This window comes from Nocardia sp. GCM10030253, assembly GCF_042675075.1.
GTDB lineage: Bacteria > Actinomycetota > Actinomycetes > Mycobacteriales > Mycobacteriaceae > Nocardia.
Genome location: NZ_JBHTDL010000002.1, coordinates 337,466 through 360,820 on the forward strand (window position 1 = coordinate 337,466; position 23,355 = coordinate 360,820).

A 23,355-nucleotide genomic window follows, 5' to 3' on the forward strand; every position below is an offset into this window, starting at 1 on the left:
TGCGCGGTAGTCGATGCCGCCGAATCCTCTGCGTTGCATGAGGTCCTGCTCGACCAGCCTGCCGTCGAGGCGAACCGAAGGCTGTGCCCCATCCAATGCGGATGGGGCACAGTTAGTTTCGAGGTGGTGCCTATGCCGTCGACGCTGACTCGACACCGAGTTCTTCGCATTCACTCCGCCGCAAGCGCTTTCGGCGCGCCCGGACGCCGTGTTTCGGCGAGCAACGCGTCGAGTTGGAGTTCGGCGCGTTCGGCGCGGGCCAGGGTTTGGGCGCGTGCTTCGTCCAATGCCTCGATACGTTGCGCTGCCTCGGCTCGCGCCTTCTCGATCGTCCCCGTCGCCTCGGTGCGTACCGCGGTGACCTCCGCCGCCGCCGCTCGCCGCGCCTCGGCCAGCTCGGTGCGCGTGGCATCGAGTTCGGCTCGGACCCTTCGCCATTCCTCGCGTGCCTCGTTGGCTGCCTCCACTCGTTCCACGGCTGCCTGCTCGGCGCGTTCGGTCGCGCGCTCGGCATCCGCGGCCCGCTGCACGGCGAGATCGCGTTCCGATTGTGCGGCCGCTACCCGCGCCGCCGATTCGCGCTGGGCATGTCCGATCTCGCTGTCGGCGCGTCGCTGTGCTTGTTGCACCTGATCGGCCGTTTCCTGCCGGATCCGCTCGATGTCCTCGGCCGCCTCGCGCCGCGCGGTGCGGATTTCGGCCTCGGCGTCACTTCGGGCGGCGAACACATCGTCGGCGGCTTGCCGGGTGGTGCGCTCGACCTCGCGCAGCGCGTCATCGCGGGCCGTATTCGCCGCGGCGACCAGCCCTTCCGCGTGTTCGGCCGCAGCGGCGGCATCCTCGGCGGCGGCGTCGGCGACCGCTCTGGCTACCTCGGCCTCGCGCCGCGCCTGTTCGGCGGCGACCCCCGCCATCTCGGCTTCGGCGATCCGGCGTGCCGCATCCGCCTGCACGGCCTGGACCTGCGCTTCGGCAATCGAGGGGTCGGCCAGCGTGGACAGCTCGGCCACGGCCGCGTTCAACGTAGTGCCCAATTGATCGGCCAGTCCACGGAACTGGGTGAGCAGTTCATCGGCGCGTAAGCGGGCGACCGTCGCCGGACCCTGTTGCGTCACAGTGACGGAAGCGGTCGAGATCTCCGACTCCTGCTGCTGCCGTTGACGTTCCCGCCAGGCTCGCCATCGCGTGTGATCTGGATGGTCACAGTATTCCGACGGCCGGCCGGGGCCGCCGCCGCGAGTGATGGGCCGGGGGCAGCCCGGGTAGTTGCACACGTTGGACACCGGAGAATCGTAGCGTTTGTTTCGTCATTTCCAACGTATTTAGACGAAACGAAATACGTGTCGCCCCAGGAAGACTCATTTTGCGACACCTTCGTCTGACCGCCGATAAGTGAACCTTATCGGTGGTCAGATTCGGATAGAGTGACCGATAGCCGGTGCAGGAGTTCCGTTTTCGTTTGGTTGACACAAACGAAACGAAACCGCTACGGAACCACACGAAAACTAGGGAGCTGATTCGTGGACGATCGAACCGCTGTTGTCGCGGTGCCGGAGTCGGTACAGACCGAACTACGCAAAGGAGTGCGCAGCGTGCTGATCGATGCTGCCGCACTGCGATTGGTTCGCGAACGCTTCGACGACAACCAAGCCGGATCGTTGCGCCGATATCTCGAGGCATCCCAATCCGCGAATACGTTGCGCGCGTACCGCACCGACTGGATCGCGTGGTCGGCGTGGTGTGCTGCCGAAAGCCGGCAAGCCCTCCCCGCCGACCCCCTCGATGTCGCCGTCTACCTGGCCGCAGCCGCCGACGCAATGCGTCACAGTGACGATGAAACCGCGCCTCAGCAGTGGGCTTTCAGCGCCGCCACCCTCGAACGCAAGGCCGCCGCTATCGCCGCCGTCCACGCCGCCAACGGACTTCCCTCCCCCACCCGCTCCGACGTAGTCCGTCTGACCTTGCGCGGCATCCGTCGCACTCGCCGCACTCAACCCACGCGCAAACGCCCCGTCCTGCTGCACACTCTCGAACAGCTCCTCGCCGGTCTCCCGGAACCAGGCTGGCCGACCGAACCCGCCCGCCGCCGCGACACCTTGGCGCTGCTCGTCGGATTCGCTGGTGCTCTGCGCCGCAGCGAACTCGCCGGTCTCCGTATCAGCGATATCCGCGTGAACCTCGATCACCGCACCGGCGAACCCCTCCTGCTGGTCCAACTGCCCACCACGAAAACCGACCCCACCGGTGTCACCGAACAACGCGTCGCCCTCCCCCGCGGCCAACGCCCGCACACCTGCCCCGTCTGCGCTTTCGCCGATTGGCTGCGACTACTCGAAGTCCATGCCGCCCACGGCAACACCGGCCTGCGAGCGTGGCTCACCGACACACCACCCGCATCCCCGGACATCCACCGGTGCCACGGTTTCGAAGGCACAACCCTCGCCGACTACACCGACCAACCACTGTTCCCGACGATCACCCGCCACGGCGGCATCGCCGCCCACCCCATGTCCGGTCGCGCCATCGCCGAACTCATCAAGCGCTATGCCGCCCGCGCCGGCCTCGACCCCGCCCTTTTCTCCGGCCACTCCCTGCGCGCGGGCTTCGCCACCCAAGCCGCACTCGGCGGCGCCAGCGACCGCGAAATCATGCGGCAAGGGCGCTGGTCCAACCCCCGCACTGTGCACGGCTACATCCGCACCGCAAACCCCTTGGAAGACAATGCCGTCACCAAACTGGGCCTCTGAGCATCCGGCGATCCCACCAGGGCGAACGTGCGTTCCTCGGGGAGGGTGCGAGGCCGCGACGCATCACTCGCCACCGCCACCGCAGCCTCCTCCTCCACCACCGTCTCCACCGCCATCGGAGCCACCCCCACCGCAACCACCATTCACATAGCTGCCGAGTGCGGCACCACCGCCATAACGCCCCACCCGAGCCCGGCCGCTCGCAGTCCATGACTGGGCACGTCGCCGCTGACGGAAGAAACGGACACCGCTGATCCCGATCAACACCACCGCGACAAAGAAGGACACACCGGCAGCGACAGGATAGAACCCGACCAGCACAACGCCCGCAAGCGCGAATACCACAACCATCAATACGGACATCTGAACCTCCCCCGCAGAAGCAATGTCCTCAGCATACCGGCGACCACCGACAGGTCCATGAAATATCTTGCGGCAGTGAGTGATCGATTCGACGCCGCACACTATGTCCTGTGTCACCACCAGCGCGGTCAACGTGCCGATCACGGCAGCCGAAGCCCAAGAGTCGGTTAATGTCAATCGGGCGATCGACTGGTCCGATATCGTTGAGGTTTGAACTTTCGACCAGTGGGGCACTGTACCGAGGGGTATGTAAATCTGGAGGTAATGCGATGGTGGGTGGACGGCCTCGACAGTTCGACCCTGATGCTGCTCTCGACCGAGCGCTGGACGTGTTCTGGCGCCAAGGATATGAAGGCACGGCGCTGTCGGACCTGACCGAGGCGATGGGTATCAACCGCCCCAGTCTCTATGCCGCTTTCGGCAACAAGGAGGAACTCTTCGGCCAAGTCCTCGACCGCTACATCACCGGCCCCGGCGCGTACGCGGCGCAGGCGCTGGACCGCCCCACCGCGCTCGAGGTCGCCGAAGCCCTGATACACGGAGCAATCGAGCTGACCGCAGGCCCCAACACACCTCGCGGCTGCCTCTTGGTGAGCAACGTGCACGCCTGCGGCCCCGATACCGACTCGATCCGGCACGAGGTCATCGCGCGACGCAAAGCAGGCACCCTCGCACTGCGCCACCGCCTCGAACGCGCCAGAGCCGAGGGCGACCTTCCCATCGACGCCGACCCGAAAGCTTTGGCCCACTTCGTCGCAGCCATCACCGACGGCATCGCCACCCAAGCGGCCAACGGCTGCGACGTCGAAGACCTCCGCCACATCGCCGAACTCGCCCTCCGAACCTGGCCCACCCGAATCCCCACCTGGGCCGCCGACCTCAGCCGACCGATCTACCGAAGGCGACCCGTCCCCGCACCGACTTCGTACACGAACTCCAAACCATCGACCAGATCGAACTGGTTGCCCACCCGGACGAAACCGTACTGACCGATCAACGCCAGAGACGGTTGGTTGTCAGGACTGACCGATGCGCGAACAACACGCACGGCCGGTTCACGCGCGGCTCGATCCAGCAACTCCACCAACGCGGCCCGCGCATACCCTCGTCGTCGAAACACCGGATCAATGGCGTAACCGACCTCGACCATCCCACGTCGATCCGCAGGACCGTGATACCCGGCGCAACCCACACAGACGCCTAGCAGCGGGTCGTAAACCACACCCGTTGCCCACGCCGCCACCGCCGAGTCCGCCTGGACCTGCTCGTACCGCAACGCCCACATCCGCCGATGGTCCGCTTCGATGAGATACCCCGTAATCGGAAGCCCGGACACCCGTGCAGCGTCCGCGGCGTCACCATCCGCCAGCGCCCGCAGCGTCTGCAACCCCAGCGCCACCAACTCCACCACAACACCCACCCCGGATTCCCCACTCATCATCATTCCCGAGCCTTCCGACCGAGTCGCCATGGCAGTAGCAGCGAGCTGGCGAGTAGTGCGATGGCCGCGCACCCGATGGCAACGCGGATGCTGGTGGCAGCGGCAAGGAATCCACCGAGCGCGATGAATACGGGTTGGAAGCATTTCGCGCTGATCGACCATGCGGTGCCGACGCGGGCCATGTGGTCATCGGCGGTCGCGTTCATGCGGTAAGTAGTGAAGACAGGGTTGAAGACGCCGACGCAGAACAGCAGCAGTGTTTCCGCGGTCAGGATCACGACAAGCCCGACGGTGTTCGGGCCCGCGGTCAGGAGCAACCCCAGCCAACAAGTGCGCAGGGTCCCGAAGCCCACCAACACCGTTGGTTCACCGAACGCCTTGACAAGCGCTCTTGTGCACACGGATCCGAGGAGACCACCCAGGCAGGGCAGGCCGAGAGCGAGCCCGTATTGCCAGGGGCCGAAGCCGAGGTCACGAAGCATGAGCAGGGCGAGCAGCGGTGCGGTGAGCATGAGAGAACCGCCGAAGAACATGCCGTTCCAGAACAGCCGATGCAGTGCCGGGTTGGCGAAGATGTAGGCCCACCCACTGCGGATCTCGGTCCTCCAGCGGTGCGCGGGCCGCTCATGTGCCGTTTGCTGCTCAGGTGTGCTGATAGTGCGAATCATCCACGCGGACAGCAGATAGCTGCCCGCGTCGATGAGGACAGTGACGGACGCGCCGAGCAGGGAGACGAGTGCGCCACCCGCCGGTACCCCGAGGGTGGAGGCGGTCCAGAACGTGGTCTCCAACCGGCTGTTGGCCCGGATGCGCCCGGGTTCGGGGACCAGCGCCTTCACGTAAACACCACTGGCTGCGTTGAACACGATGCGGCACAACGTGACGAGCGTGACCACGACACACAATTGCGTGTACGTCAGCACACCGAGCCACGCCGCTACCGGGACGCTGCCGAGTGCGGCAAACGATACGAGATCGGCGTGCACCATGATCGGTCGTTTGCGGTGGAACTCGACGAACGACCCCAGGGGAAGGGCGATTGCGGCACTGGCCAGCCCGGACAGGGCCGCCATCAACGACACCTGCAGATCCGAGGATTCCAGCACCAGTATGGCGATCAACGGCAGTGCGCCCGTCCCGAGTGCGCTGCCGACCTGGCTGATCGTGAAAGCTCCCCAGAGTCTGCGGAAGTCGCCTGTCAGACGGATTTCGGTCGCGACTGTGGGTTTCACTCGGCGCGTCCGCGTGGATGGAAGTCAGTGCGGCGCAGCTCAAGTCTGCGATGCTCGTCGGTCGTGTAGCCGACCCGGCTGCGCACTCCTACCACCATAGTGGACCGATCGACATGGGGTTCCCGATACCGGGTGCTGACAAGATCGGAGCCGCCACGGCTTCGGCCGGTATTCTCCCGAAGATGCTCGGACAACTCACGCTTGCGCGCCTTCGACGAATCACGGCACTGGTGGCCGGAACAGCGATAACTGTGGTGGCGATCCCGGCGGCGGCGCAGGAACCGCTCGCGAGCAACGAGTTGCGGGTGTGCACGCCCGGCGACTATCCGCCGTATTCGGTGGGCGACGGCGCCGACGGATACATCGGAATCGACATCGAACTGATCCGGGGCTTCGCCGATGTGCTGCGTCGCCCGATCCAGTTCGTCCCGGTGACCTGGGCGACGCTGGCAACGGATTTCGGTCCGAAGCGCTGCGATATCGCGGTCGGGGGCATCTCGGATCTGCCTGCGCGCCGCGGGTTCTCGGACTTTTCGATCTCGTATGGAACCGACGGGAAGGCCCCGATCACGCGTCGCACGAGCGGTGCCGACTACTCGACGATCGAGCAGATCAACCAGCCCGGTGTGCGAGTAATCGCGAACCGTGGTGGCACCAATGAGGCTTTCGCGCGGAAGAACTTTCCCGACGCGCAGCTGACCCTGTGGAACGACAACCTCACGCTCTTCGATGAACTCGACCAGGGCCGAGTGGACGTCTTCGTCACGGATTCGGTCGAGGGACGCTACCGCGTCCGCGAACACCCCGGTCTGCAAGTCCTGCACCCGGACAGCCCGTTCGATTCATTCCAGAAAGTATTCCTGCTGAGAAAGAACGACCCCGTGCTGGCCGCGACGGTGAACGCCTGGCTGGCAGCTCAACTTGCCACGGGCGCCGTCGACCGCTCATTCGCCCAATGGATCGGCGGTGTTCCGGTCCGAGGCAACTGAAAGCGCACCGACCCGAGGTCCCCATCGGCGACCGGTCTCAGCCGCGGCAGCTACGGCTCCCAGTCGGACTCGACTCGGGCCTGCCGCCCGCCCACACAGTGGTGCGGGCGACCGCCCGTCAGGTACGGCGGAGTTCGAAGATCCGGAATTCGCGGCCGCCGGAGAGTTCGTACTCCATCTCGTATCCTGGCCAGAATTCGACGGCGAGGTCCCAGGCGCGTTTGCGGTCTACGCCGGTGATTTCTGTGACGGTGACCTCGAGCTGTTCGGACTTCGTTCGAACGGTGGCGGTGCTGGCGGCGCGGAGGTTGGCCGACCAGACCGGATGCTTCGCGCTGCCCCAATTGGAGCCGAGGACAAGGAAGTCCTCACCGTGCGGGACATACAGCAGCGACGTGGTACGTGGGAGTCCGGTCTTGCGGCCGAGCACGGTGATCTCGATCGACGGCAGCCCAGCCAGGTCCAGGACGCCACGCTTGCCACCGCTCACCCGCCGCACCAATCGTTCCAGCAGCAGCACCACCGGCGCTGTGCGCATGACCCAGCGCTGTGCGGCGAGCCATCGGGCGATAGCGGGTAACGGATTGGACACCATACTCGAATCCTGACAGAAGTCGGTACCGAGCGAGCATACCGAACCGCGTAGTGAGACCACCCTCACTGCCGCTGGGCCGTGTCCGAGCAGTCGCGGGTGCCGGGGGCATCACGGCGCCGGGTGAGCGTGCTCACGTCAGCGCCCGATCCATTGGGTCACGTTGCGCCACAACGATTCCCGGTATCGGCCGAAGTCCGGACCGCGGTGTCTTGTGCGACAAGCGGGTGCATGATCACCACCGCCGCGCCGTCGGGCGCGCGACAGCACCGAACCACGGACGCACCGCTCGATCGCCGCGCCGTTGGCCTCGGAATCAGGTGGGGCGAGTCGATGGAGCAAGTACACGCCGACACCGTGCGGCGACAACACCGCGATCACATGCAGCACAGTGGCAACCCAGCCCGTGGTGTCGCCGTGACCGATCGCGTCGAGGGCCAGCAGCGGCGCGTCGCCGGGTGGATCGTTGCGCACTCCGTGTGTGCCCCGACGGATCCATGCCCGACGACGGTCGCGGCGTGATACGGCCGGCTGCTGGTCGCGACCACATCCGCGGCGGAGGCGAAATGGTTCAGCGGAGTTCTGGAACCGATTACCCGGGAGCGAATTTCACGTCGTCGGGTCTCGGTCGGGCAGGCCGAAGTATGCACGTAGCTCGGTCGGGATGGTGGTGAGGCCGGGCTGGAAGATCTCGACGAGGAGCTGGTCGGGTCCTCGGGCCATGGCGTAGGAGGCGGTGGGTTCATGCCGGATGTCGGTCACCGAAATGCCATGTGCCCGTAAGCGTTCGACGATGCCCTCCAGTTCGTCGATGACGATGCCGAGGTGATGGACGCCTCGAGGTCGGTGGCCATCAGGTGGGCGTGGTGGAGACTGATCATCCCCGTACCTTATGACAGTCGTTATAGCGGCGTGTACGGTTTCTATGACACTCGCTATAGGAGGTACTCATGACCGTAATCACCGTCAACATGGTGCGCGGCCGGTTCGACCAGACGCAGCGGCGGGAGCTGGCGCGGACGTTGACCGATGCCGTCCTGGTGCCCGAGGTCGGGCAGCTCGCACCGGCGGCGAGGGCCGGGTTCCAGGTCCACTTCTGCGAGCGCGACCCGGACATGATGGCCATCGGCGGCATCGTGCTCGCCGATCAGGACCAGGACGCCCTCGTCGTCGACATCGCGGTGATGGACGGGGACTGGCGGCAGGAAGTTCGCACACAGGTGATCGAACGCATCCTCGCGGCGCTCACCGCAGCGGCGGGGTCGACTGCCCCGGCGCCGACCTGGTGGGTGAACTTCCGGGTCATCGAGGAAGGCAGTTGGGGTTCGCGCGGTGGGGTGTTGTCGATCCTGGATCTGCTGCCGTCGGGGGTGTTCACCGCGGAGAAGGCTGCGGCGATCCAGGCCGCGATCGGCTCGCCCGCCCGGTGACCGGCGAGCCGTTGCTGCTGTTGCGCGGCTCATCATGTAGCGCCCATCCCGACCGTGCTTGGGCATCGCGCAGGCGCACCGACGTGGCCGGACACTGACCGGCGCCGGCTAGATCCCGGTGTCGTCGGTGACGGTACGGACGACGGCTTCGAGTGCGTCGGCGGTCTGATCGAGCGGATCGGTGCTGCGCTGCGCCCGGCACATCGCGACGGTGCCCTCGATCGCGGCGACGATCAAGGTAGCGGTCTGCTGGGCGGCGGCGTCGGTTGCGCCGTGGGTGCGCAGTGAGTCAGCCAACAGCTCGGTCCAGTGAGCGAAGGCGGCCGCGGCCGCGCGGCGTGGTTCGTCGTCATCGCCGGGCTGGTCTTCCACCGAGACCGCCAGCACAGGACATCCGGCTCGGAAGTCACTGTCGACCACGACTTTCCGCCACATGTCCACGAACGCCCGCAGCCCGGCAACCGGGCCGGCGGGCAGCTCCTTGGCCAGCTTGCGAGCGGCCAGGACGTCGGCGAAGCGAACCGCCTCCGCCGCCAGCTGGGACTTGCCTCCGGGGAAGTAGTGATAGGTCGAGCCCAGCGGCGCGCCGGAGTGCTTGGCAAGCTCCCGCACGCTGGTCGCGTTCAACCCGCGCCGCCGCAGCATGTCGGCCGCACCAGCCACCATCCGATCCCGCGCCTGCGACTGCGACTGCGACATCACACACCTCCCTTGCTCATAACGACTGTCATAGCGTACCGTCCACGGAATATAACAGTCGTTATAACGGAGGAGTTCCCATGCCGATGATCCAGCTCACCCTGCCTGCCGGCGTCCTGTCCGACGACGTCCGCAGCGGGATGCACAGGACACTCACCGCCACCCTGCTGCAGTGGGAAGGCGCACCCGACTCTGCGTTCTTCCGCGCCCAGGCCTGGTGCCGCATCGACGAAGTGTCCGCCGGCGGGTTCGTCAGCGCCGAGGACGACCTGCCGCGGTTCCGGGTCGATGTCACCGTGCCCGAAGGCGCGCTGTCCGATCGCCGCAAGCAGGGCCTGATCAAACAGGTGACCGCCGACGTGCTGACCGCCGCCGGGCTCGGTGAGGGTGACGGGCTGCGGGTGTGGGTGCTCATCCACGAGCAGCCCGAGGGCACCTGGGGCGCGGCCGGCACCATCGTGCGCTTCGCCGAACTGAAGGCCCTGGCAGCACAGGCGCGCGGCTGATGCGGGAGCTGAACCTGCTGCGCGCCAACCACCTCGAGTGGCGTGAGCGCCCCGATCCGGTCCTGACCGGCCCACGAGATGCGATCGTTCGCCCGTTCGTCGCCGGCCGCTGCGACGGCGACACCCTGCCCATCCACCGGCACGTCTCACGCCCCATGCAACTGGGCATCCGGACCGGGCTGATCGACCCCGTGGTCGCCGGCATCTGCGGACCGGTCCCGTTCCAGGGCCCCTTCGCCATCGGCCACGAATGCATCGCCGAAGTCCTCGAGATCGGCCCCGACGTCACCGGACTCACACGTGGAGACTTCGTCGTCGTGCCGTGGGCGGTGTCGTGCGGAGACTGCCCCGAATGCACGCGCGGGCTCACCGCCAAATGTTCCACCACCCGCGCCGGTACCCTGGCCGCGTTCGGGTTCGGGCCGGCCAGCGGGCCGTGGGGCGGCATGATCGCTGATCGCCTGCGCATCCCATATGCCGACCACATGCTCGTGCGCCTGCCCGACGGGCTCGACCCGCTGCGGGTAGCCGCCGCCAGCGACAACCTCGCCGACGCGTGGCGCTGCATCGTTGCGCCCCTGACCCGACAGCCCGGCGGGTCGGTGCTCGTCCTCGGTGGCGCGGCCCAGAGCATCGGCCTCTACGCCGCGGGGCTGGCCACAGCGCACGGCGCCGAGATCGTCGACTACGTCGATCACCGGCCCGAACGCCTTGCGATCGCCGAAAAGCTCGGTGCCCGAGCGCATCCGGTCAAGAAAGGGAAACTGCGACGCGCGGACCTGCCGTCGCGCCGCTACGACATCGTCGTCGAAGGCACCTCCACCGGCGCCGGGGTCGACGTCGGCCTGCGCGCACTGCAACCGGGCGGGATCTGCACCCCGGTCGGTTACTACCTCCCACCGGGGACGAAGGTGCCGCTGATGCACATGTACGCAAACGACGCGACACTGAAAATCGGTGTCTCCCACGTACGTCCGGTCCTGCCGGAGCTGCTGGACTTCGTTGCCCGTACCGGCTTCCCCGCCGAGCACGTCACCACAGTGCTCGCCGACTGGGACGACGCCCCCGACGCCTACCGAGCCCACACCACCAAACTCGTCCTGCAGCGACCACCGCTCGGCGTTGCCTGACCACCGCACAGACACGATGGATCCGACAGTTCAGAACAAGGGCGTCACGCACGCACAGCGGCCGGTCGACGGTGCCGCCGAGCTGGGCGAGTCCGGCATCGATGTCGTCGACGGATCTTCGCGGCGCATCTGCTCCACGCCAGCCCGTCATGCGCACCAAAAGTGGTGGGCTGCACGCTAGACAGTTGCGGGCGGACGGTCGACGGCCAACTCGGGCACCTCGCCTCGATACAGTTCGATCTCGACCAGGGCGAGCTGACCGATACAGCCCTGGCTCAGGCGCGAGGTTCCGCGGTCCGCGGTGAGCACATTCGGGTTACCGTGTCGGCAGAAGCTCGGGTCGGCGGGGTCCGGGTCGTACCAGGCGCCAGTAGACAACTGCGCGACGCCCGCGCGTACCGCATCATCGACGATGACCCCCGCCAGGCAACTGCCGCGGTCGTTGAAGATCCGCACGATGTCGCCGTCCCGGACGCCGCGCCCGCCCGCGTCGTCGGGGTGCAACCGAACCGGTTCTCGCCCAACTATTTTCGCGGACCTACTGTGCGCACCGACGTCGAGCTGGCTGTGCAGCTTGGTGCGCGGCTGGTTGGCGATCAACTGCAACGGAAACTTCGCAGCCGCACGACCGCCGAGCCACTCCTCAGGTTCCATCCAGACCGGATGGCCTGGACAGTCGGCGTACCCGAAACTGTCGATTGCTTCGGAAAAGATCTCGATCTTCCCGCTGGGGGTGGCGAGCGGGAAGCGTTGCGGGTCGGCACGGAAGTCCGCGAGCAGCACCTGGTCCCGGTCGGGCACCGGAAGCTCGATATGCTCGCTGCCCCAGAAGTCGTCGAAGTCCGGCACATCGTCTCCGATGCGCGACTGCCACTGCTGATAGAGGTGCCGCAACCATTCGTCCGCGGTGCGGCCCTCGGTGAATTCCTTTCCGACACCGATTGTTTCGGCCAGCTCGGCAAAAATCGCGTAATCGTCGCGCGACTGCCCGTACGGCCGGGTCAGCGCGGGCATCGGAAAGAACAGCCGATCGTTCTGTCCAGATCCGTAGTCGTCTCGCTCGATGGACATCGTCGCCGGGAGCACGATATCGGCGTGCCGCGCGGTCGCGGTCCAGAACGCATCGTGCACGACCACCGTTTCCGGCCGGGCGAATGCCGCACGTAACCGGGCCAGATCCTGATGGTGGTGGAAAGGATTCCCACCGCACCAGTACACGAGTCTGATGTCCGGGTAGGTCAGCTGCCGACCGTCGTAGTCGTAGGCAACACCAGGTTGGAGGAGCATGTCGGCGATCCTGGCGACCGGGATGAACGTATCGACACCGTTGCGGCCCTGCGGGAACTTCGGTACCGAGTAGGTACGCGCGGCCTCGCCGACGTGCGCCGTCGATCCGTAACCGTGGCCGAATCCACCACCGGGCAGTCCGATCTGACCGAGCATCGCCGCGAGCACCACACCGAGCCACAGCGGTTGCTCGCCGTGCTCGGCTCGTTGCAGCGACCAACTGACGGTGACCATCGTTCGTGCCGCGGCCATATCGTGCGCCAACGCCCGGATCTCGCCAGCGGCCAGCCCGGTGATCGGCGCCGCCCACTCCGGATCCTTCACGACCCCGTCGCGTTCGCCACGCAGATAGTCGGCGAACCGTTCGTAGCCGACGGTATACCTGTCCAGGAACTCCTTGTCCGCCAACCCATCCGCGTCCAACACTTGCGCCAGCGCGAGCATCAGCGCCGCGTCGCTACCGGGCCGCGGAGCGATCCACTCGGCCTGCGCCTCAGCAGGAATGTCATCACGCAGCGGGCTGATCGACACGAACCGGCAGCCACGCGCCCGCGCCGCACCGATCCATGTCCGCGTGTTGTGACGAGACACACCGCCCGGCGACACCGCGGAATTCTTCGGCGACAGCCCACCGAACGCCACCACCAACTCCGAATGCTCCGCAAGCACACTCTTGGCCGTCGCATGCCCTTCGAGCACCGACATGTCGGCGATCACGTGCGGCAACAACACGCTCGACGCGCCGAGGCTGTAGCTGTTCACATGCCGCACGTAACCACCGAGACAGTTCAGGAACCGATGCACCTGACTCTGCGCGTGATGAAACCGCCCCGCACTGGCCCACCCATAGGACCCTCCGTACACCGACTCCGCACCATGCTCGCGATAGACCCGACTCAGCTCACCGGAGAGCAACTCCACCGCCGTCTCCCACGACACCGGGACAAACGACTCGTCACCGCGACGTGCGGGCCCCGGCCCGTGCTCCAGCCACCCCCGGCGCACATACGGTTGATCGATCCGAGTCGGATGATGCTGCGCGGAAGCGACATTGTCGATCAACGCCATCGGCTCCGGATCACCGCGCCACGGGCGCACCGAGGTCAGCCGCTCACCGTCGCTGCTCGCCTCGAACACTCCCCAGTGCGTCAGATGCGTGGTCACCACACCACGGTAGCCCGCCCGCCGGACCCCTCGCCCCACCTTCATGCCCCCTCATCATCGTTGACGGTATCAACGCACCGGATGAATGGCACGTTGATACCGTCAAAATTCGCCCTGAGCAGTTCAGGATTCGGACTCGACCGGCAGACCCGCTTCCGTCCAGTCCTGGATTCCGGCACGGTAGGCGCGCACGTTCGTATAGCCGAGCGCGCGCAGCTTCACGGCGACGACCTCACTGTTCCCGCAGGCCAGGTTCGAGCAGTAGGTGACAACGGGCGCATCCCGGTCCGGAAGCAGCTGGGCGGCCTTGGAATTCACGTCGGCTTCTACCAGCGTGAGCGCGCCGGGCAGGTGCGCCTTCTCGTAATAGCCTGCGCCCAGGGTGTCGAGCACCGTCACCGAGCCCGCCTCGATCGCCGCGGCCAGTTCGGTACGGGTAATCACTGTGGTCATGAAATTTCCTTCCTCGACAACACTCACATTTATGTGCGTGCACACACTACTATATACGTGCAGGCGCACATAATGGGTAGGATCAGAACGTGACGAACTCCGAAAAGCATCGCCGCGCCGCCAGCAGCGCATGGTCGGCACTGCTGCGCGTGCACGCACAGCTCGTCCCACAACTCGACGCCGACCTGCGCCAATCCTTCGGACTACCACTGGCCTGGTACGACGTACTCCTCGAACTGGACGGCATCCAACCGCTACGCATGACCGACCTCGGCGACCGCGTCGTACTCAGCCGCACCCGAGTCAGCAGACTCGTCACCGAAATGCAGACCGCAGGCCTCGTCACCCGCGAAACCAACCCGGACGACGGCAGATCCGCGTTCGTCACGATCACCGACACCGGCCGCGCACGCCTGCGCGCATCCGCACCCCGCTACCTCGCGAACATCGACAAACACTTCGCCGACAAACTCGACACCGACGAACTCGCCGCCCTCGCCACCACACTCGGCAAGATCCTCGGACCGACCGAACTCCCACTGACCACCAACACCAACCACCGCACCCGGTAGGCGGCGACCCGGCACACACACCGACACGCCGTTATAGTCGGTGGCGTGTCATTCGTGCAGCCCGCACTCGATCGAATCCCGGAGCCCTATCGCTCCAAGGCGATCCAGCATCGCGAACTGCTGAAGTTTGCCGTCGTCGGCGCCATCACCTGGTTCATCGACACCGGCGTCGTCTACACCGTGAAACTCACCGTGCTGGGCGAAAAACCGCTCACCGCAAGACTTCTCGGGGTACTCATCGCCACCATCGCCTCCTACATCCTCAACCGCGAATGGTCGTTCCGCACCAGGGGCGGGCGACAACGCCACCATGAGGCCGCACTATTCTTTGCCATCAGCGCACTCGGCATCGGCGTCACCCTGCTACCGCAGGCCGTCTCGCTCTACGCACTCAACATCAGAGTGCCGCACGTCGGACCGATCACCCAGGCAGTCACGAACTTCATCACCGGACAAATCCTGGGCGTCCTGCTCGCAATGGGCTTCCGCTTCTGGGCATTCCGCCGTTTCGTCTTCCCCGACGATCTCCACGAAGCCGAACTCCACAGCATCTGACCACTCCAGCCCCATCTGTACCTTTGATGACAAGCACACCGTGCGTCCACTCGCGGAAAGGATGCAGCCCCTTGTCGATCGGCGCCGCACACCCAGCCTCTCAACCGTTCTCGGCCCTGCCGACCCGCCACCCGACGCAAGGAGTCGGCTGATGTTCGCAAGCTGGGGGAACCTCGTCTATCGATTCCGTTTCGCCGTCATCGGCATTATCGTCACAGCACTCCTGGCTCTCGGCGGCTACGGCATCGGCCTCGAAGACCACCTCAGCTCCAGCGGACTCGACGATCCCACCTCCGAATCCGCTCGCGCAGGCCGCCTCGCCGATGAGGCATTCGGCCGCAACCACGACGGCGACGTCATCCTGCTGTTCACCGCACCCGCGGGCAAGACCGTCGACGACCCCGCCTTCAGCGCCGCAGTAGTCGACCACCTCAACCGCCTACCCCGCGAACATCCCAACGAGGTCACCGGCATCAACGGCGCCTACTGGCGCACCGAAACCGGAAAACTCAGCGGCACACAGGCCGCGACCAAAGACAAGACCAAAGCCTTCGCCGCACTCGCGATTCGCGGCGACAACGACACCGACATGGTGCGCAACTTCCGAAAGGTCAAGGACGCCCTCCTCCTTCCCGGCGTACAAGTCCAGATCGCCGGATTACAGGCCGTCGGCGGAACCCTCAACGACACAATCACCACCGACACCAAACGGATGGAGAAACTCGCCATACCCGCCGTTGCGGTGTTGCTGTTCTTCATCTTCGGCGGCCTCATCGCCGCTGGACTACCGCTGGTCATCGGCGGTCTCACGGTGCTCGGCGCGGGCGGCATAGTCCGAATCCTCACAAACTTCACCGAGGTCAACTCGTTCGTCAACGGCGTCGTGTCCATGGTCGGCCTCGGCCTGGCCATCGACTACGGGCTGTTCATAGTCAGCCGATTCCGCGAAGAACTCGCCGAAGGCTACGACACCCCCACGGCAGTACGCCGCACCGTCATGACCGCCGGACGCACCGTCGTCTTCTCCGCCACCATGATCATCGCCAGCCTCGGCGGACTGCTGCTGTTCCCACAAGGCTTCCTCAAATCCCTCGCCTACGGCGCCATCGCGACCGTCTCGCTCGCCGCCCTCACCGCCATCACCATCCTGCCCGCGACCCTCGCCATCCTCGGCCCGCGCGTAGACATGCTCGGGCTCAAACGATTCCGCAAGACCAAGACCGCCGACGAAGTAGAAAACGGCTTCTGGGGACGCGCCACCGGCTGGGTGATGCAGCGCCCGCTACGGATCGCCGTCCCCCTCTGCATCGGACTGTTCCTGCTGATCCTCCCGATGAAGAACCTCGTCTTCGGCGGCATGAGCGAAAAATACCTACCCACCGACAACCCCATTCGAATGGCACAGCAAGACTTCGACGAACTGTTCCATCTCCGACCAACCGATCCACTCCAGCTGATCATCACCTCCGACAATCCTTTGAAGGTCGGCGAAGTCACGCGGCTGGCCAACGAGGCCCCCGGCCTCGCTCAGAAATTCGGTGTCCCCCAGCCCGCACCATCACGAGCGGGCACCTACCGACTACAGACTCCGCTCATCGACACCGCCAAGGGCGGCAAAACCATCGAATACCTGCGCGCCATGGACGTTCCCGAAGGCGTGACACTAATGGTCGGCGGCAAACCGGCAATCGAGAAGGACAGCATCGACGCCCTGCTGTACCGCATGCCGTTCATGATCGCGATGGTCCTGATCATCACCACCATCCTGATGTTCCTCACCTTCGGGTCACTGGTGCTGCCGATCAAGGCCGCACTCATGAGCGCACTCGGACTCGGCTCCACCCTCGGCATCCTGACCTGGATCTTCATCGACGGACACGGCGCAGGCCTACTCAACTTCACCCCGCAGCCGATGATGGCGCCGGTGCTCGTACTGATCATCGCGATCATCTACGGTCTATCGACCGACTACGAAGTCTTCCTGCTATCGCGAATGGTCGAAGCCCGCGCCAAAGGCGCGAGCACCAGTGAGGCCATCCGAACCGGCACCGCGCACACCGGCCGCATCATCACCGCCGCCGCACTGATCCTGCTCGTGGTCACCGGCGCATTCGCCTTCTCCGATCTGGTGATGATGCAATACATCGCCTACGGCATGATCGCCGCGCTGTTCATCGACGCCACCATCCTGCGCATGCTCCTGGTACCCGCCATCATGAAACTGCTCGGCGACGACTGCTGGTGGGCCCCGGACTGGATGAAACGGATCCAGCAGAAGATCGGCCTCGGCGAACCTATCCTGGACGATGAACGCCCCGGCACCAGCGATCTACACGACCTGGTGAAGTCCACCCCGATTACCGACCCGGTCACCATGAAGCTCCCCGTTGTCAGCGCGTCACACTCCGAGCACGTCTAACAACGGCGCCCGGCTCGCCGAAAACACTCGACAGCGCCGTCCACGGAGGTACGCTCACCGCCGGAAAGCGTCACCCCCGGCCACAGGACCGAAGGACGACCACCGATGACCAGCCCCCGCCTCGAAGCCGAATACGCCGATCCGACCCCACTACAGGTCCGCATCGACACCCACCGGAAATACTCCGAGAAGCCGGACGACCCCGGCGCCGATGTGCTGGCCGCGGTCGAACTGACCGGAACCGAGCATCTAGCCGATATCGGCTGCGGCGACGCCCGCTTCCTCGCCGGCCTGGCCGCGCGCGGCCACCGCGGCCCACTGGTCGGCCTCGACACCTCGCCCGCCATGGTCGCTGCCGCGGCGGCGATCCCCGGTGTGCAAGCGGTACTGGCCGACGCCGAGCAGATCCCATTCGAAGACAACAGCTTCGACGTGATCACCGCTCGGCACATGCTCTACCACGTACCCGACCCGAGGGCCGCTCTCGCCGAATTCCGACGCACCGCCAAGCCTGGCGGCGCTGTCGCCGTCGTGGTAAATCATCCCGATGCCTGCCCGCGCACCGCAGAACTGGTCGCCGCCCACGCGGGCAGCTACGGCATCACCACCGCCGAAGCCTTCACCGCCACCGTCGATTCCGACACGCTGCCCGCCATGATGACCGACATCTTCGGCACCATCCGGATTCACCGATCCGACAACGCCCTCGTGTTCGACGCCGCCGCCCCTTTGATCCGTTTCGCCGAAGCATTGTTCAGCTTCTACGGCGTCATGCCCGATCATCCACGGCGGCAGGCAATCCTGACCGATATGAGCGAAGACATCGAGGACTGGTTCACCCACCATCCCGGCCAGAGCTGGCGCGATCCCAAGGGATACATCGTCGCAAGCGCGGCTACATAGTCGCCGACGTATGTAGCGCGTTTCCTCCGTCCCGCACCCAACTGTCCGGTACCAGCGAAACGAGTGCGGACAAGAGATCAGAGCTCCCTCACGAACCGCCAGGTTGTTGCCCCACGCGTCTATGCGGCTTTTGTTCGGAGGTACCGAGGTGGGCTTGTGGAGCTGAGCTGCGGAGTTCGTTGAAAAAGGTAGACTGCATGCGTAGATGCGCATATCTACGTAAGATAATGTTTATGAACTCACCATAGCCCGGTTCAGCGGATTCATCCGGCAACGATCGAATCGCCTTGGCTCACAGCAACTCCCCCACCGGCTCGCCGGGGCTCCGTGCGGCACCGCTCCCCTTCCCTGGCCCGATCTGTCCGAACCCCTGCGTGTACCTCTCCCCCGGCAAACCGTTGCACCCGCGCTCCAGGCCCTGCTCGGTCGCCGACGCGGCCGCGACCTGCACGACCCCGTCACCATCCCCAATCAGCAAGCGGGACTTCCCCGGAGCCGCCCCGCGACTGCATCGAGTGCAAACCCGCTCCGCATGCATCAGCGCGCTGGTTGCATCTTCATACGATGCGCCGCTTTGGGGAGTGTCGACTGGTAGAGCGCCGACCACGAGATTATGCTGACCTCGCCGTGTGACGTGGCGGCGTTCACGCGGCGCACGGGGAAGCGGCCCGCTCGGCTACGCGTATGCATAGCCGAGCGGGCCAACTCGAACTACAACCTCCGCACCTGACCGCGGTGCCATACGCGCAGAGCTCCTGACCGCTGCCACCGAAATCGTCCGCATCGCCAAATCCTCGTAGCGTTCGCACCTCGATCTCCAGCTAAGCGAACGCTCGGCGGCATCATCCACCGGCTACTGTTGCCTCGTCCCTCAGGTTGACATCGTGTCGGCCAGAGGTCGCGCAACGCAGGTAGCTCACCAGGCGGCGCGAGTCGTTCACGTTGCGCCGGTGGGGGTTGGGACAACCAATGATCGAGCTCGTACTTGCGGCGGTTATCGTCCTCGAAACCTCGGGCTTGATCGTGCTGTCGGTGCTGCTCGTCCGTAGCCGCAAGCAGTTCGAGGCACTGCGGCGCCGGGTCGACACTCGACAACAGTGGATGAACGGCAGTCGCGAGGCGGTCAAGACGGTGTGGGAGACCGCGAACCTGGTGCGCAAGAAGGGATTGCGCGGTGCGGTCCTCAGTTCGATCGAGGAACTGGCGGACTGGGCCCAGGTCGAACGCCCTGACCTCGCCCGGCTCACGCCGGATGGGCACGTCGTGATCGCGTTCTCCGATATCGAAGGATCCACCGCGCTCAACGAGCGGCTGGGTGATCGCGTCTGGGTCAAGCTGCTCGATCGCCACGACAGACTGATCCGGAAGTTCGTCACCGAGCACGGCGGGCACATAGTGAAGAGCCAGGGGGACGGCTTCATGATCGCCTTCGCCCAACCGGAACAGGCGGTGCGATGTGGGCTGGACGTCCAAAGCGCGCTCGGCGACGGCGCCAAACCTACTGGGCTCGAGCGGGTTCGAGTACGTATCGGCATCCATATGGGTATGTCGGTCCGGCGCGGCGACGACTTGTTCGGCCGAAATGTGGCAATGGCGGCACGGGTGGCCGGACAAGCCGACGGCGGCGAAGTCCTGATCAGTGCGGCCGTCCGGGACGCCGTCGACGGCGACCCGGACATCGTCGTCGATCAAGGACGCGAAGCCGAGCTGAAAGGCTTCCGCGGCACCCATCATCTGTACTCGGTCGAACGCGCGAGCTGAACCGGTGCACTCGCACAGCAATTCAGCCGACCGAAAAGGTCCTACCGCCGTGCGGTGCCGACGCTGGGGTCAGCCGCGCGGGAAACTATTGCCGATGGACGACTCCCGATCCTCTCACTTGGTTCGCTCGATGGCATCGTCGGCGATGTGGCGCATGGCCTCGATCACCGAGGCGGGAAAGGGTGCCTTGTCGAGGACCCGGTTGGCCTCGGCCCACCGCGCACGAATCATCTGGTGGACCGTTTCCCTTGCGGTGGCGGCAATGATGTCCCGGCAACTGGCAGCGCCACAGTCGTCCAGCTCAGGGTCACCGAGCAGGCTCCGTAGCCGCGCCGCCTGTTCGGCGTCGGCGTGCTCGAGGGCAATCGCCACCAGGACAGTGTGTTTGCCGTCGCGTAGGTCTTCGAGGTTGGACTTGCCGGTTCGGGCTGGATCGCCGTACACGCCGAGCAGATCGTCCTGCAATTGGAACGCCTCGCCGAGCGGTCGGGCATAGCAGGTCAGGGCGTCGTGAATGCGGGCGCCTGCGTCGGCGATCGCGGCACCGAGGTGCAGGGGGCTGTCGAAGGTGTAGGCGACGGTCTTGTATCGGACAATCTGCATCGCTCGATCGATGTCGCCGGACGGACGTCCGCTGGCGAGGAGATCGAGGTACTGGCCGTACATCACGTCGCTGCGCATGGCGTCGACGACCGTGCGGGCGGCGCCGAGTTGGGCGGCGGTGAGCTGCGCGATGTCCAGGAGTTCGGCCGACCAGACCATAGCGAGATCGCCGAGGACAATCGCGGCGTCGGCGCCGAACCTGATCGGATCGGGTCGGTCGTCGTACAACCCGGCCAATGCGCGGTGGACGGTCGGTCGGTCGCGCCGGGTTTCGCTGTTGTCGATGATGTCGTCGTGGATCAGCACCGACGCGTGGAACAGCTCCAGCGACGCCGCGGCCTTGATGACTGCTTGGGGCGGCGCGGCGCTGCCAGCGGCGGCGTACCAGCCCAGGACGCACAGCAGTGGCCTTATCCGTTTGCCGCCCGCGAACAAGAAGGTATGCAGCGCGCGCGTGATCTCCTCGGGCAATCGAAGTTTTGCGCCAGCGCGGGCTTTGTCGCGCAGGAAGTCCGCCAGGGCGGCGTCGACCTGTCCGCGGATTGCCTGCAGATCCAGTGGTTCGGCGATTTGCACGGATGCGGTCACGGTGTCGGCTCCGTTTCGTGGAGGTCGGCCTGTTGGGTGAGCGCGAGCGCTTCTTCGAGCAGTGCGTCGACGATGAGGTGTTCGGGAACTGTGCGTATGATCCGACCCTTCACGAAGATCTGGCCTTTGCCGTTGCCCGAGGAGACGCCGAGGTCTGCTTCGCGAGCCTCACCGGGACCGTTGACGACACAACCCATTACGGCGACGCGCAACGGGTGCGGGAACCCTTCGAAGGCGGCTTCGACGCGGTCGGCGAGGCGATGGATGTCGACCTGTAGGCGGCCACAGCCCGGACAGGAAACGATCTCCAGTTTGCGCGGACGAAGCCCGAGCGACTGCAGGATGTGGTTGCCCGCCTTGACCTGATCGACCGGCGGTGCCGAGATCGAGACACGGAGCGTGTCTCCGATCCCTTCGGAGAGCAGGATGGCAAACGCGACAGCGGATTTTACGGTTCCCTGGAACATCGGACCGGCCTCGGTGACACCGAGGTGGACCGGATAGTCGCAGCTCTCGGCGAGGAGCCGGTTGGCGGCGATCATGGTCTGTGGGTCATGGTGTTTTACGGCGATCTTCAGATCGCCGAACCCGTGTTCCTCGAACAGCGCCGCCTCCCACAGCGCGGATTCCACGAGGGCTTCGGCGGTGGCGGAACCGTGCTTGGCCAACAGCCGGGGATCCAACGAGCCCGCGTTGACCCCGACACGGATCGGTATCCGGGCTGCCGACGCGGCCCGCGCTATGTCGGCGACACGGTCGTCGAACTTCTTGATATTGCCCGGATTTACCCGAACTGCCGCGCAGCCCGCGTCGATGGCGGCGAACACATAGCGCGGCTGGAAATGGATGTCGGCGATCACCGGTAGCGATGATCGGGCCACGATGGCCGCCAGTGCGGCGGCGTCGTCCTGCGTCGGTACCGCGACCCGGATCAGGTCACACCCCGCGGCAGTGACCTCCGCAATTTGCTGGAGTGTGGCGTCGACATCGGCGGTGCGAGTCGTGGTCATGGTCTGGATGGAGACGGGCGCGCCCCCTCCGACCGGAACCTCGCCGATATTCAGACGCCGGGTGCGTCTACCCACCGGCGGCGTGGGCAGGCCGAGATCGGCGGTGGTCATCTGCTCGCCTCCTGATTCCGATACGGATAAGGCCGCGCAGGCCCGCAATTCGATCCGCGGAGAGTCGCCTATGGATGCCGGTGATGCACGTCGACGGGCGCGCAAAGCTACGGCAGAGGAAGCTATTCCATTACTGAACGAGGACCGTTCGCGACGCATGATCCGATGACAGGAAAACCCACCGGAGCAATCGAATCGACTATCCGGATTGGTGCGATGATCTATGGGGACACGGCATATCAACAGAGCTGTACGGCCAGTTAGACCCGACCGCCGGATGGGCAGTGCGGGTGCCGAGTGATGGACTCCTCCACCGGACCAACCGACCGGCCCGGCAACTCTCACCAACTGCGTTGTGTAGACCCGACTCCGATTCTAGTGAGTCCCAACTACTTTCCGACATCGAATTGCTCAGATCGTCCTGAACAATCATCGAATCGTCGGCAACCGAGTGGGTTTCCGGCCCGACGATCGCGACACGCCGAACCGGCACTGTCCGACTGCTGGACCTGGACAGCAAGCGTGGCACGTCGAAGTGCTCAGTTGAGGCGGGCTACCGGTGGTGATGATCCGGCCGATACAATCTCCATGGTCGCCGGGCGGCGGACTCGATCTTGATCACCGTGCACATCGGGATGGTCTGCCCTCGACACACAGGGATGCGCATCAGGCGTTGTCGCGACCTCGCTCGGCCAACCGAATGAATCCGACACCGGACAGCCGTGGTGGCCGGCTCTCGGTGCGGCTGCTGACAATTTCAGCCAGACGCGACAGGATCAAGCCCACCGTCGGTAACAAGC

At 65.5% G+C, this 23,355-nt stretch carries 23 protein-coding genes; 11 read left to right on the top strand and 12 right to left on the bottom strand.

Annotated elements, in window-relative coordinates; all coding sequences use genetic code 11:
- Positions 1–170: 170 nt before the first annotated feature.
- On the bottom strand, positions 171–1,115 hold the full coding sequence (locus ACFQZZ_RS01960) for a hypothetical protein (protein WP_378672908.1): 945 nt from the start codon (positions 1,113–1,115) through the stop codon (positions 171–173).
- A 405-nt stretch (positions 1,116–1,520) separates the two neighbouring features.
- Here ACFQZZ_RS01960 and ACFQZZ_RS01965 point away from each other — a divergent pair, with 405 nt between their 5' ends.
- Positions 1,521–2,747, top strand: a complete 1,227-nt coding sequence (locus tag ACFQZZ_RS01965) for a site-specific integrase (RefSeq protein ID WP_378672911.1) — start codon at positions 1,521–1,523, stop codon at positions 2,745–2,747.
- A 63-nt stretch (positions 2,748–2,810) separates the two neighbouring features.
- Here ACFQZZ_RS01965 and ACFQZZ_RS01970 read toward each other — a convergent pair whose 3' ends face one another.
- Positions 2,811–3,110: a hypothetical protein gene (locus ACFQZZ_RS01970; protein ID WP_378672914.1), complete on the bottom strand. Its 300-nt coding sequence runs from the start codon at positions 3,108–3,110 to the stop codon at positions 2,811–2,813.
- Positions 3,111–3,379: 269 nt separating this feature from the next.
- Here ACFQZZ_RS01970 and ACFQZZ_RS01975 point away from each other — a divergent pair, with 269 nt between their 5' ends.
- Positions 3,380–4,099, top strand: coding sequence for a TetR/AcrR family transcriptional regulator (locus ACFQZZ_RS01975; protein ID WP_378672917.1), 720 nt, complete (start codon positions 3,380–3,382; stop codon positions 4,097–4,099).
- On the opposite strand, the gene ACFQZZ_RS01980 is transcribed toward ACFQZZ_RS01975, so the two are convergent.
- Positions 4,003–4,554: a GNAT family N-acetyltransferase gene (locus tag ACFQZZ_RS01980; RefSeq protein ID WP_378672920.1), complete on the bottom strand. Its 552-nt coding sequence runs from the start codon at positions 4,552–4,554 to the stop codon at positions 4,003–4,005. The two genes, ACFQZZ_RS01975 and ACFQZZ_RS01980, sit on opposite strands and share 97 nt — an antisense overlap.
- The gene (locus ACFQZZ_RS01985) at positions 4,551–5,783 is read right to left on the bottom strand and encodes an MFS transporter (protein WP_378672923.1); all 1,233 of its coding nucleotides are present in this window, start codon (positions 5,781–5,783) and stop codon (positions 4,551–4,553) included. The genes ACFQZZ_RS01980 and ACFQZZ_RS01985 overlap by 4 nt, the downstream gene beginning before the upstream one ends.
- 182 nt (positions 5,784–5,965) lie before the next feature.
- Here ACFQZZ_RS01985 and ACFQZZ_RS01990 point away from each other — a divergent pair, with 182 nt between their 5' ends.
- Positions 5,966–6,772 (top strand): transporter substrate-binding domain-containing protein, encoded by an 807-nt coding sequence (locus tag ACFQZZ_RS01990; protein ID WP_378672926.1) that lies wholly within the window; start codon positions 5,966–5,968, stop codon positions 6,770–6,772.
- Between the two features lie 118 nt (positions 6,773–6,890).
- On the opposite strand, the gene ACFQZZ_RS01995 is transcribed toward ACFQZZ_RS01990, so the two are convergent.
- From ACFQZZ_RS01995 to ACFQZZ_RS02005, 3 genes are all read right to left on the bottom strand, one after another.
- The gene (locus ACFQZZ_RS01995) at positions 6,891–7,367 is read right to left on the bottom strand and encodes a nitroreductase family deazaflavin-dependent oxidoreductase (RefSeq protein WP_378672928.1); all 477 of its coding nucleotides are present in this window, start codon (positions 7,365–7,367) and stop codon (positions 6,891–6,893) included.
- Between the two features lie 135 nt (positions 7,368–7,502).
- Positions 7,503–7,838, bottom strand: a complete 336-nt coding sequence (locus ACFQZZ_RS02000) for a hypothetical protein (protein WP_378672930.1) — start codon at positions 7,836–7,838, stop codon at positions 7,503–7,505.
- 135 nt (positions 7,839–7,973) lie between these two features.
- Positions 7,974–8,303 carry a VOC family protein gene (locus tag ACFQZZ_RS02005; RefSeq protein WP_378673234.1) on the bottom strand — a complete coding sequence of 110 codons (330 nt, stop codon included), beginning with the start codon at positions 8,301–8,303 and terminating at the stop codon, positions 7,974–7,976.
- 11 nt (positions 8,304–8,314) lie between these two features.
- Here ACFQZZ_RS02005 and ACFQZZ_RS02010 point away from each other — a divergent pair, with 11 nt between their 5' ends.
- A complete protein-coding gene (locus ACFQZZ_RS02010; RefSeq protein WP_378672932.1) occupies positions 8,315–8,794 on the top strand; it encodes a 4-oxalocrotonate tautomerase family protein in 480 nt (159 codons plus the stop codon).
- 108 nt (positions 8,795–8,902) lie between these two features.
- Here ACFQZZ_RS02010 and ACFQZZ_RS02015 read toward each other — a convergent pair whose 3' ends face one another.
- Complete coding sequence (locus tag ACFQZZ_RS02015) at positions 8,903–9,493, bottom strand: TetR/AcrR family transcriptional regulator (protein WP_378672935.1); 591 nt, start codon at positions 9,491–9,493, stop codon at positions 8,903–8,905.
- Positions 9,494–9,573: 80 nt separating this feature from the next.
- On the opposite strand from ACFQZZ_RS02015, the gene ACFQZZ_RS02020 reads away from it, so the two are divergent.
- Complete coding sequence (locus tag ACFQZZ_RS02020) at positions 9,574–9,999, top strand: 4-oxalocrotonate tautomerase family protein (RefSeq protein ID WP_378672938.1); 426 nt, start codon at positions 9,574–9,576, stop codon at positions 9,997–9,999.
- Positions 9,999–11,129 (top strand): zinc-binding dehydrogenase, encoded by a 1,131-nt coding sequence (locus ACFQZZ_RS02025; RefSeq protein WP_378672941.1) that lies wholly within the window; start codon positions 9,999–10,001, stop codon positions 11,127–11,129. The genes ACFQZZ_RS02020 and ACFQZZ_RS02025 overlap by 1 nt, the downstream gene beginning before the upstream one ends.
- Before the next feature lie 177 nt (positions 11,130–11,306).
- Here ACFQZZ_RS02025 and ACFQZZ_RS02030 read toward each other — a convergent pair whose 3' ends face one another.
- Together ACFQZZ_RS02030 and ACFQZZ_RS02035 are read right to left on the bottom strand one after the other, a co-directional pair.
- Positions 11,307–13,625, bottom strand: coding sequence for a molybdopterin guanine dinucleotide-containing S/N-oxide reductase (locus ACFQZZ_RS02030; RefSeq protein WP_378672944.1), 2,319 nt, complete (start codon positions 13,623–13,625; stop codon positions 11,307–11,309).
- Positions 13,626–13,703: 78 nt separating this feature from the next.
- Positions 13,704–14,033, bottom strand: coding sequence for a rhodanese-like domain-containing protein (locus tag ACFQZZ_RS02035; protein WP_378672947.1), 330 nt, complete (start codon positions 14,031–14,033; stop codon positions 13,704–13,706).
- A gap of 89 nt (positions 14,034–14,122) precedes the next feature.
- Here ACFQZZ_RS02035 and ACFQZZ_RS02040 point away from each other — a divergent pair, with 89 nt between their 5' ends.
- From ACFQZZ_RS02040 to ACFQZZ_RS02060, 5 genes are all read left to right on the top strand, one after another.
- Positions 14,123–14,605 carry a MarR family winged helix-turn-helix transcriptional regulator gene (locus ACFQZZ_RS02040; RefSeq protein WP_378672950.1) on the top strand — a complete coding sequence of 161 codons (483 nt, stop codon included), beginning with the start codon at positions 14,123–14,125 and terminating at the stop codon, positions 14,603–14,605.
- A 45-nt stretch (positions 14,606–14,650) separates the two neighbouring features.
- A complete protein-coding gene (locus ACFQZZ_RS02045) occupies positions 14,651–15,160 on the top strand; it encodes a GtrA family protein (protein WP_378672953.1) in 510 nt (169 codons plus the stop codon).
- Between the two features lie 151 nt (positions 15,161–15,311).
- Complete coding sequence (locus ACFQZZ_RS02050; protein ID WP_378672956.1) at positions 15,312–17,579, top strand: MMPL family transporter; 2,268 nt, start codon at positions 15,312–15,314, stop codon at positions 17,577–17,579.
- Positions 17,580–17,684: 105 nt separating this feature from the next.
- Positions 17,685–18,482, top strand: a complete 798-nt coding sequence (locus ACFQZZ_RS02055; RefSeq protein WP_378672959.1) for a class I SAM-dependent methyltransferase — start codon at positions 17,685–17,687, stop codon at positions 18,480–18,482.
- 969 nt (positions 18,483–19,451) lie between these two features.
- Positions 19,452–20,243 (top strand): adenylate/guanylate cyclase domain-containing protein, encoded by a 792-nt coding sequence (locus tag ACFQZZ_RS02060; RefSeq protein WP_378672962.1) that lies wholly within the window; start codon positions 19,452–19,454, stop codon positions 20,241–20,243.
- 114 nt (positions 20,244–20,357) lie between these two features.
- Here ACFQZZ_RS02060 and ACFQZZ_RS02065 read toward each other — a convergent pair whose 3' ends face one another.
- Entirely contained in the window at positions 20,358–21,434 is a 1,077-nt protein-coding gene (locus ACFQZZ_RS02065) for a polyprenyl synthetase family protein (protein WP_378672965.1), read from the bottom strand.
- Positions 21,431–22,555 (bottom strand): flavodoxin-dependent (E)-4-hydroxy-3-methylbut-2-enyl-diphosphate synthase, encoded by a 1,125-nt coding sequence (ispG, locus tag ACFQZZ_RS02070; RefSeq protein ID WP_378672968.1) that lies wholly within the window; start codon positions 22,553–22,555, stop codon positions 21,431–21,433. Before ispG ends, ACFQZZ_RS02065 begins: the two co-directional genes overlap by 4 nt.
- Positions 22,556–23,355 lie beyond the last annotated feature (800 nt).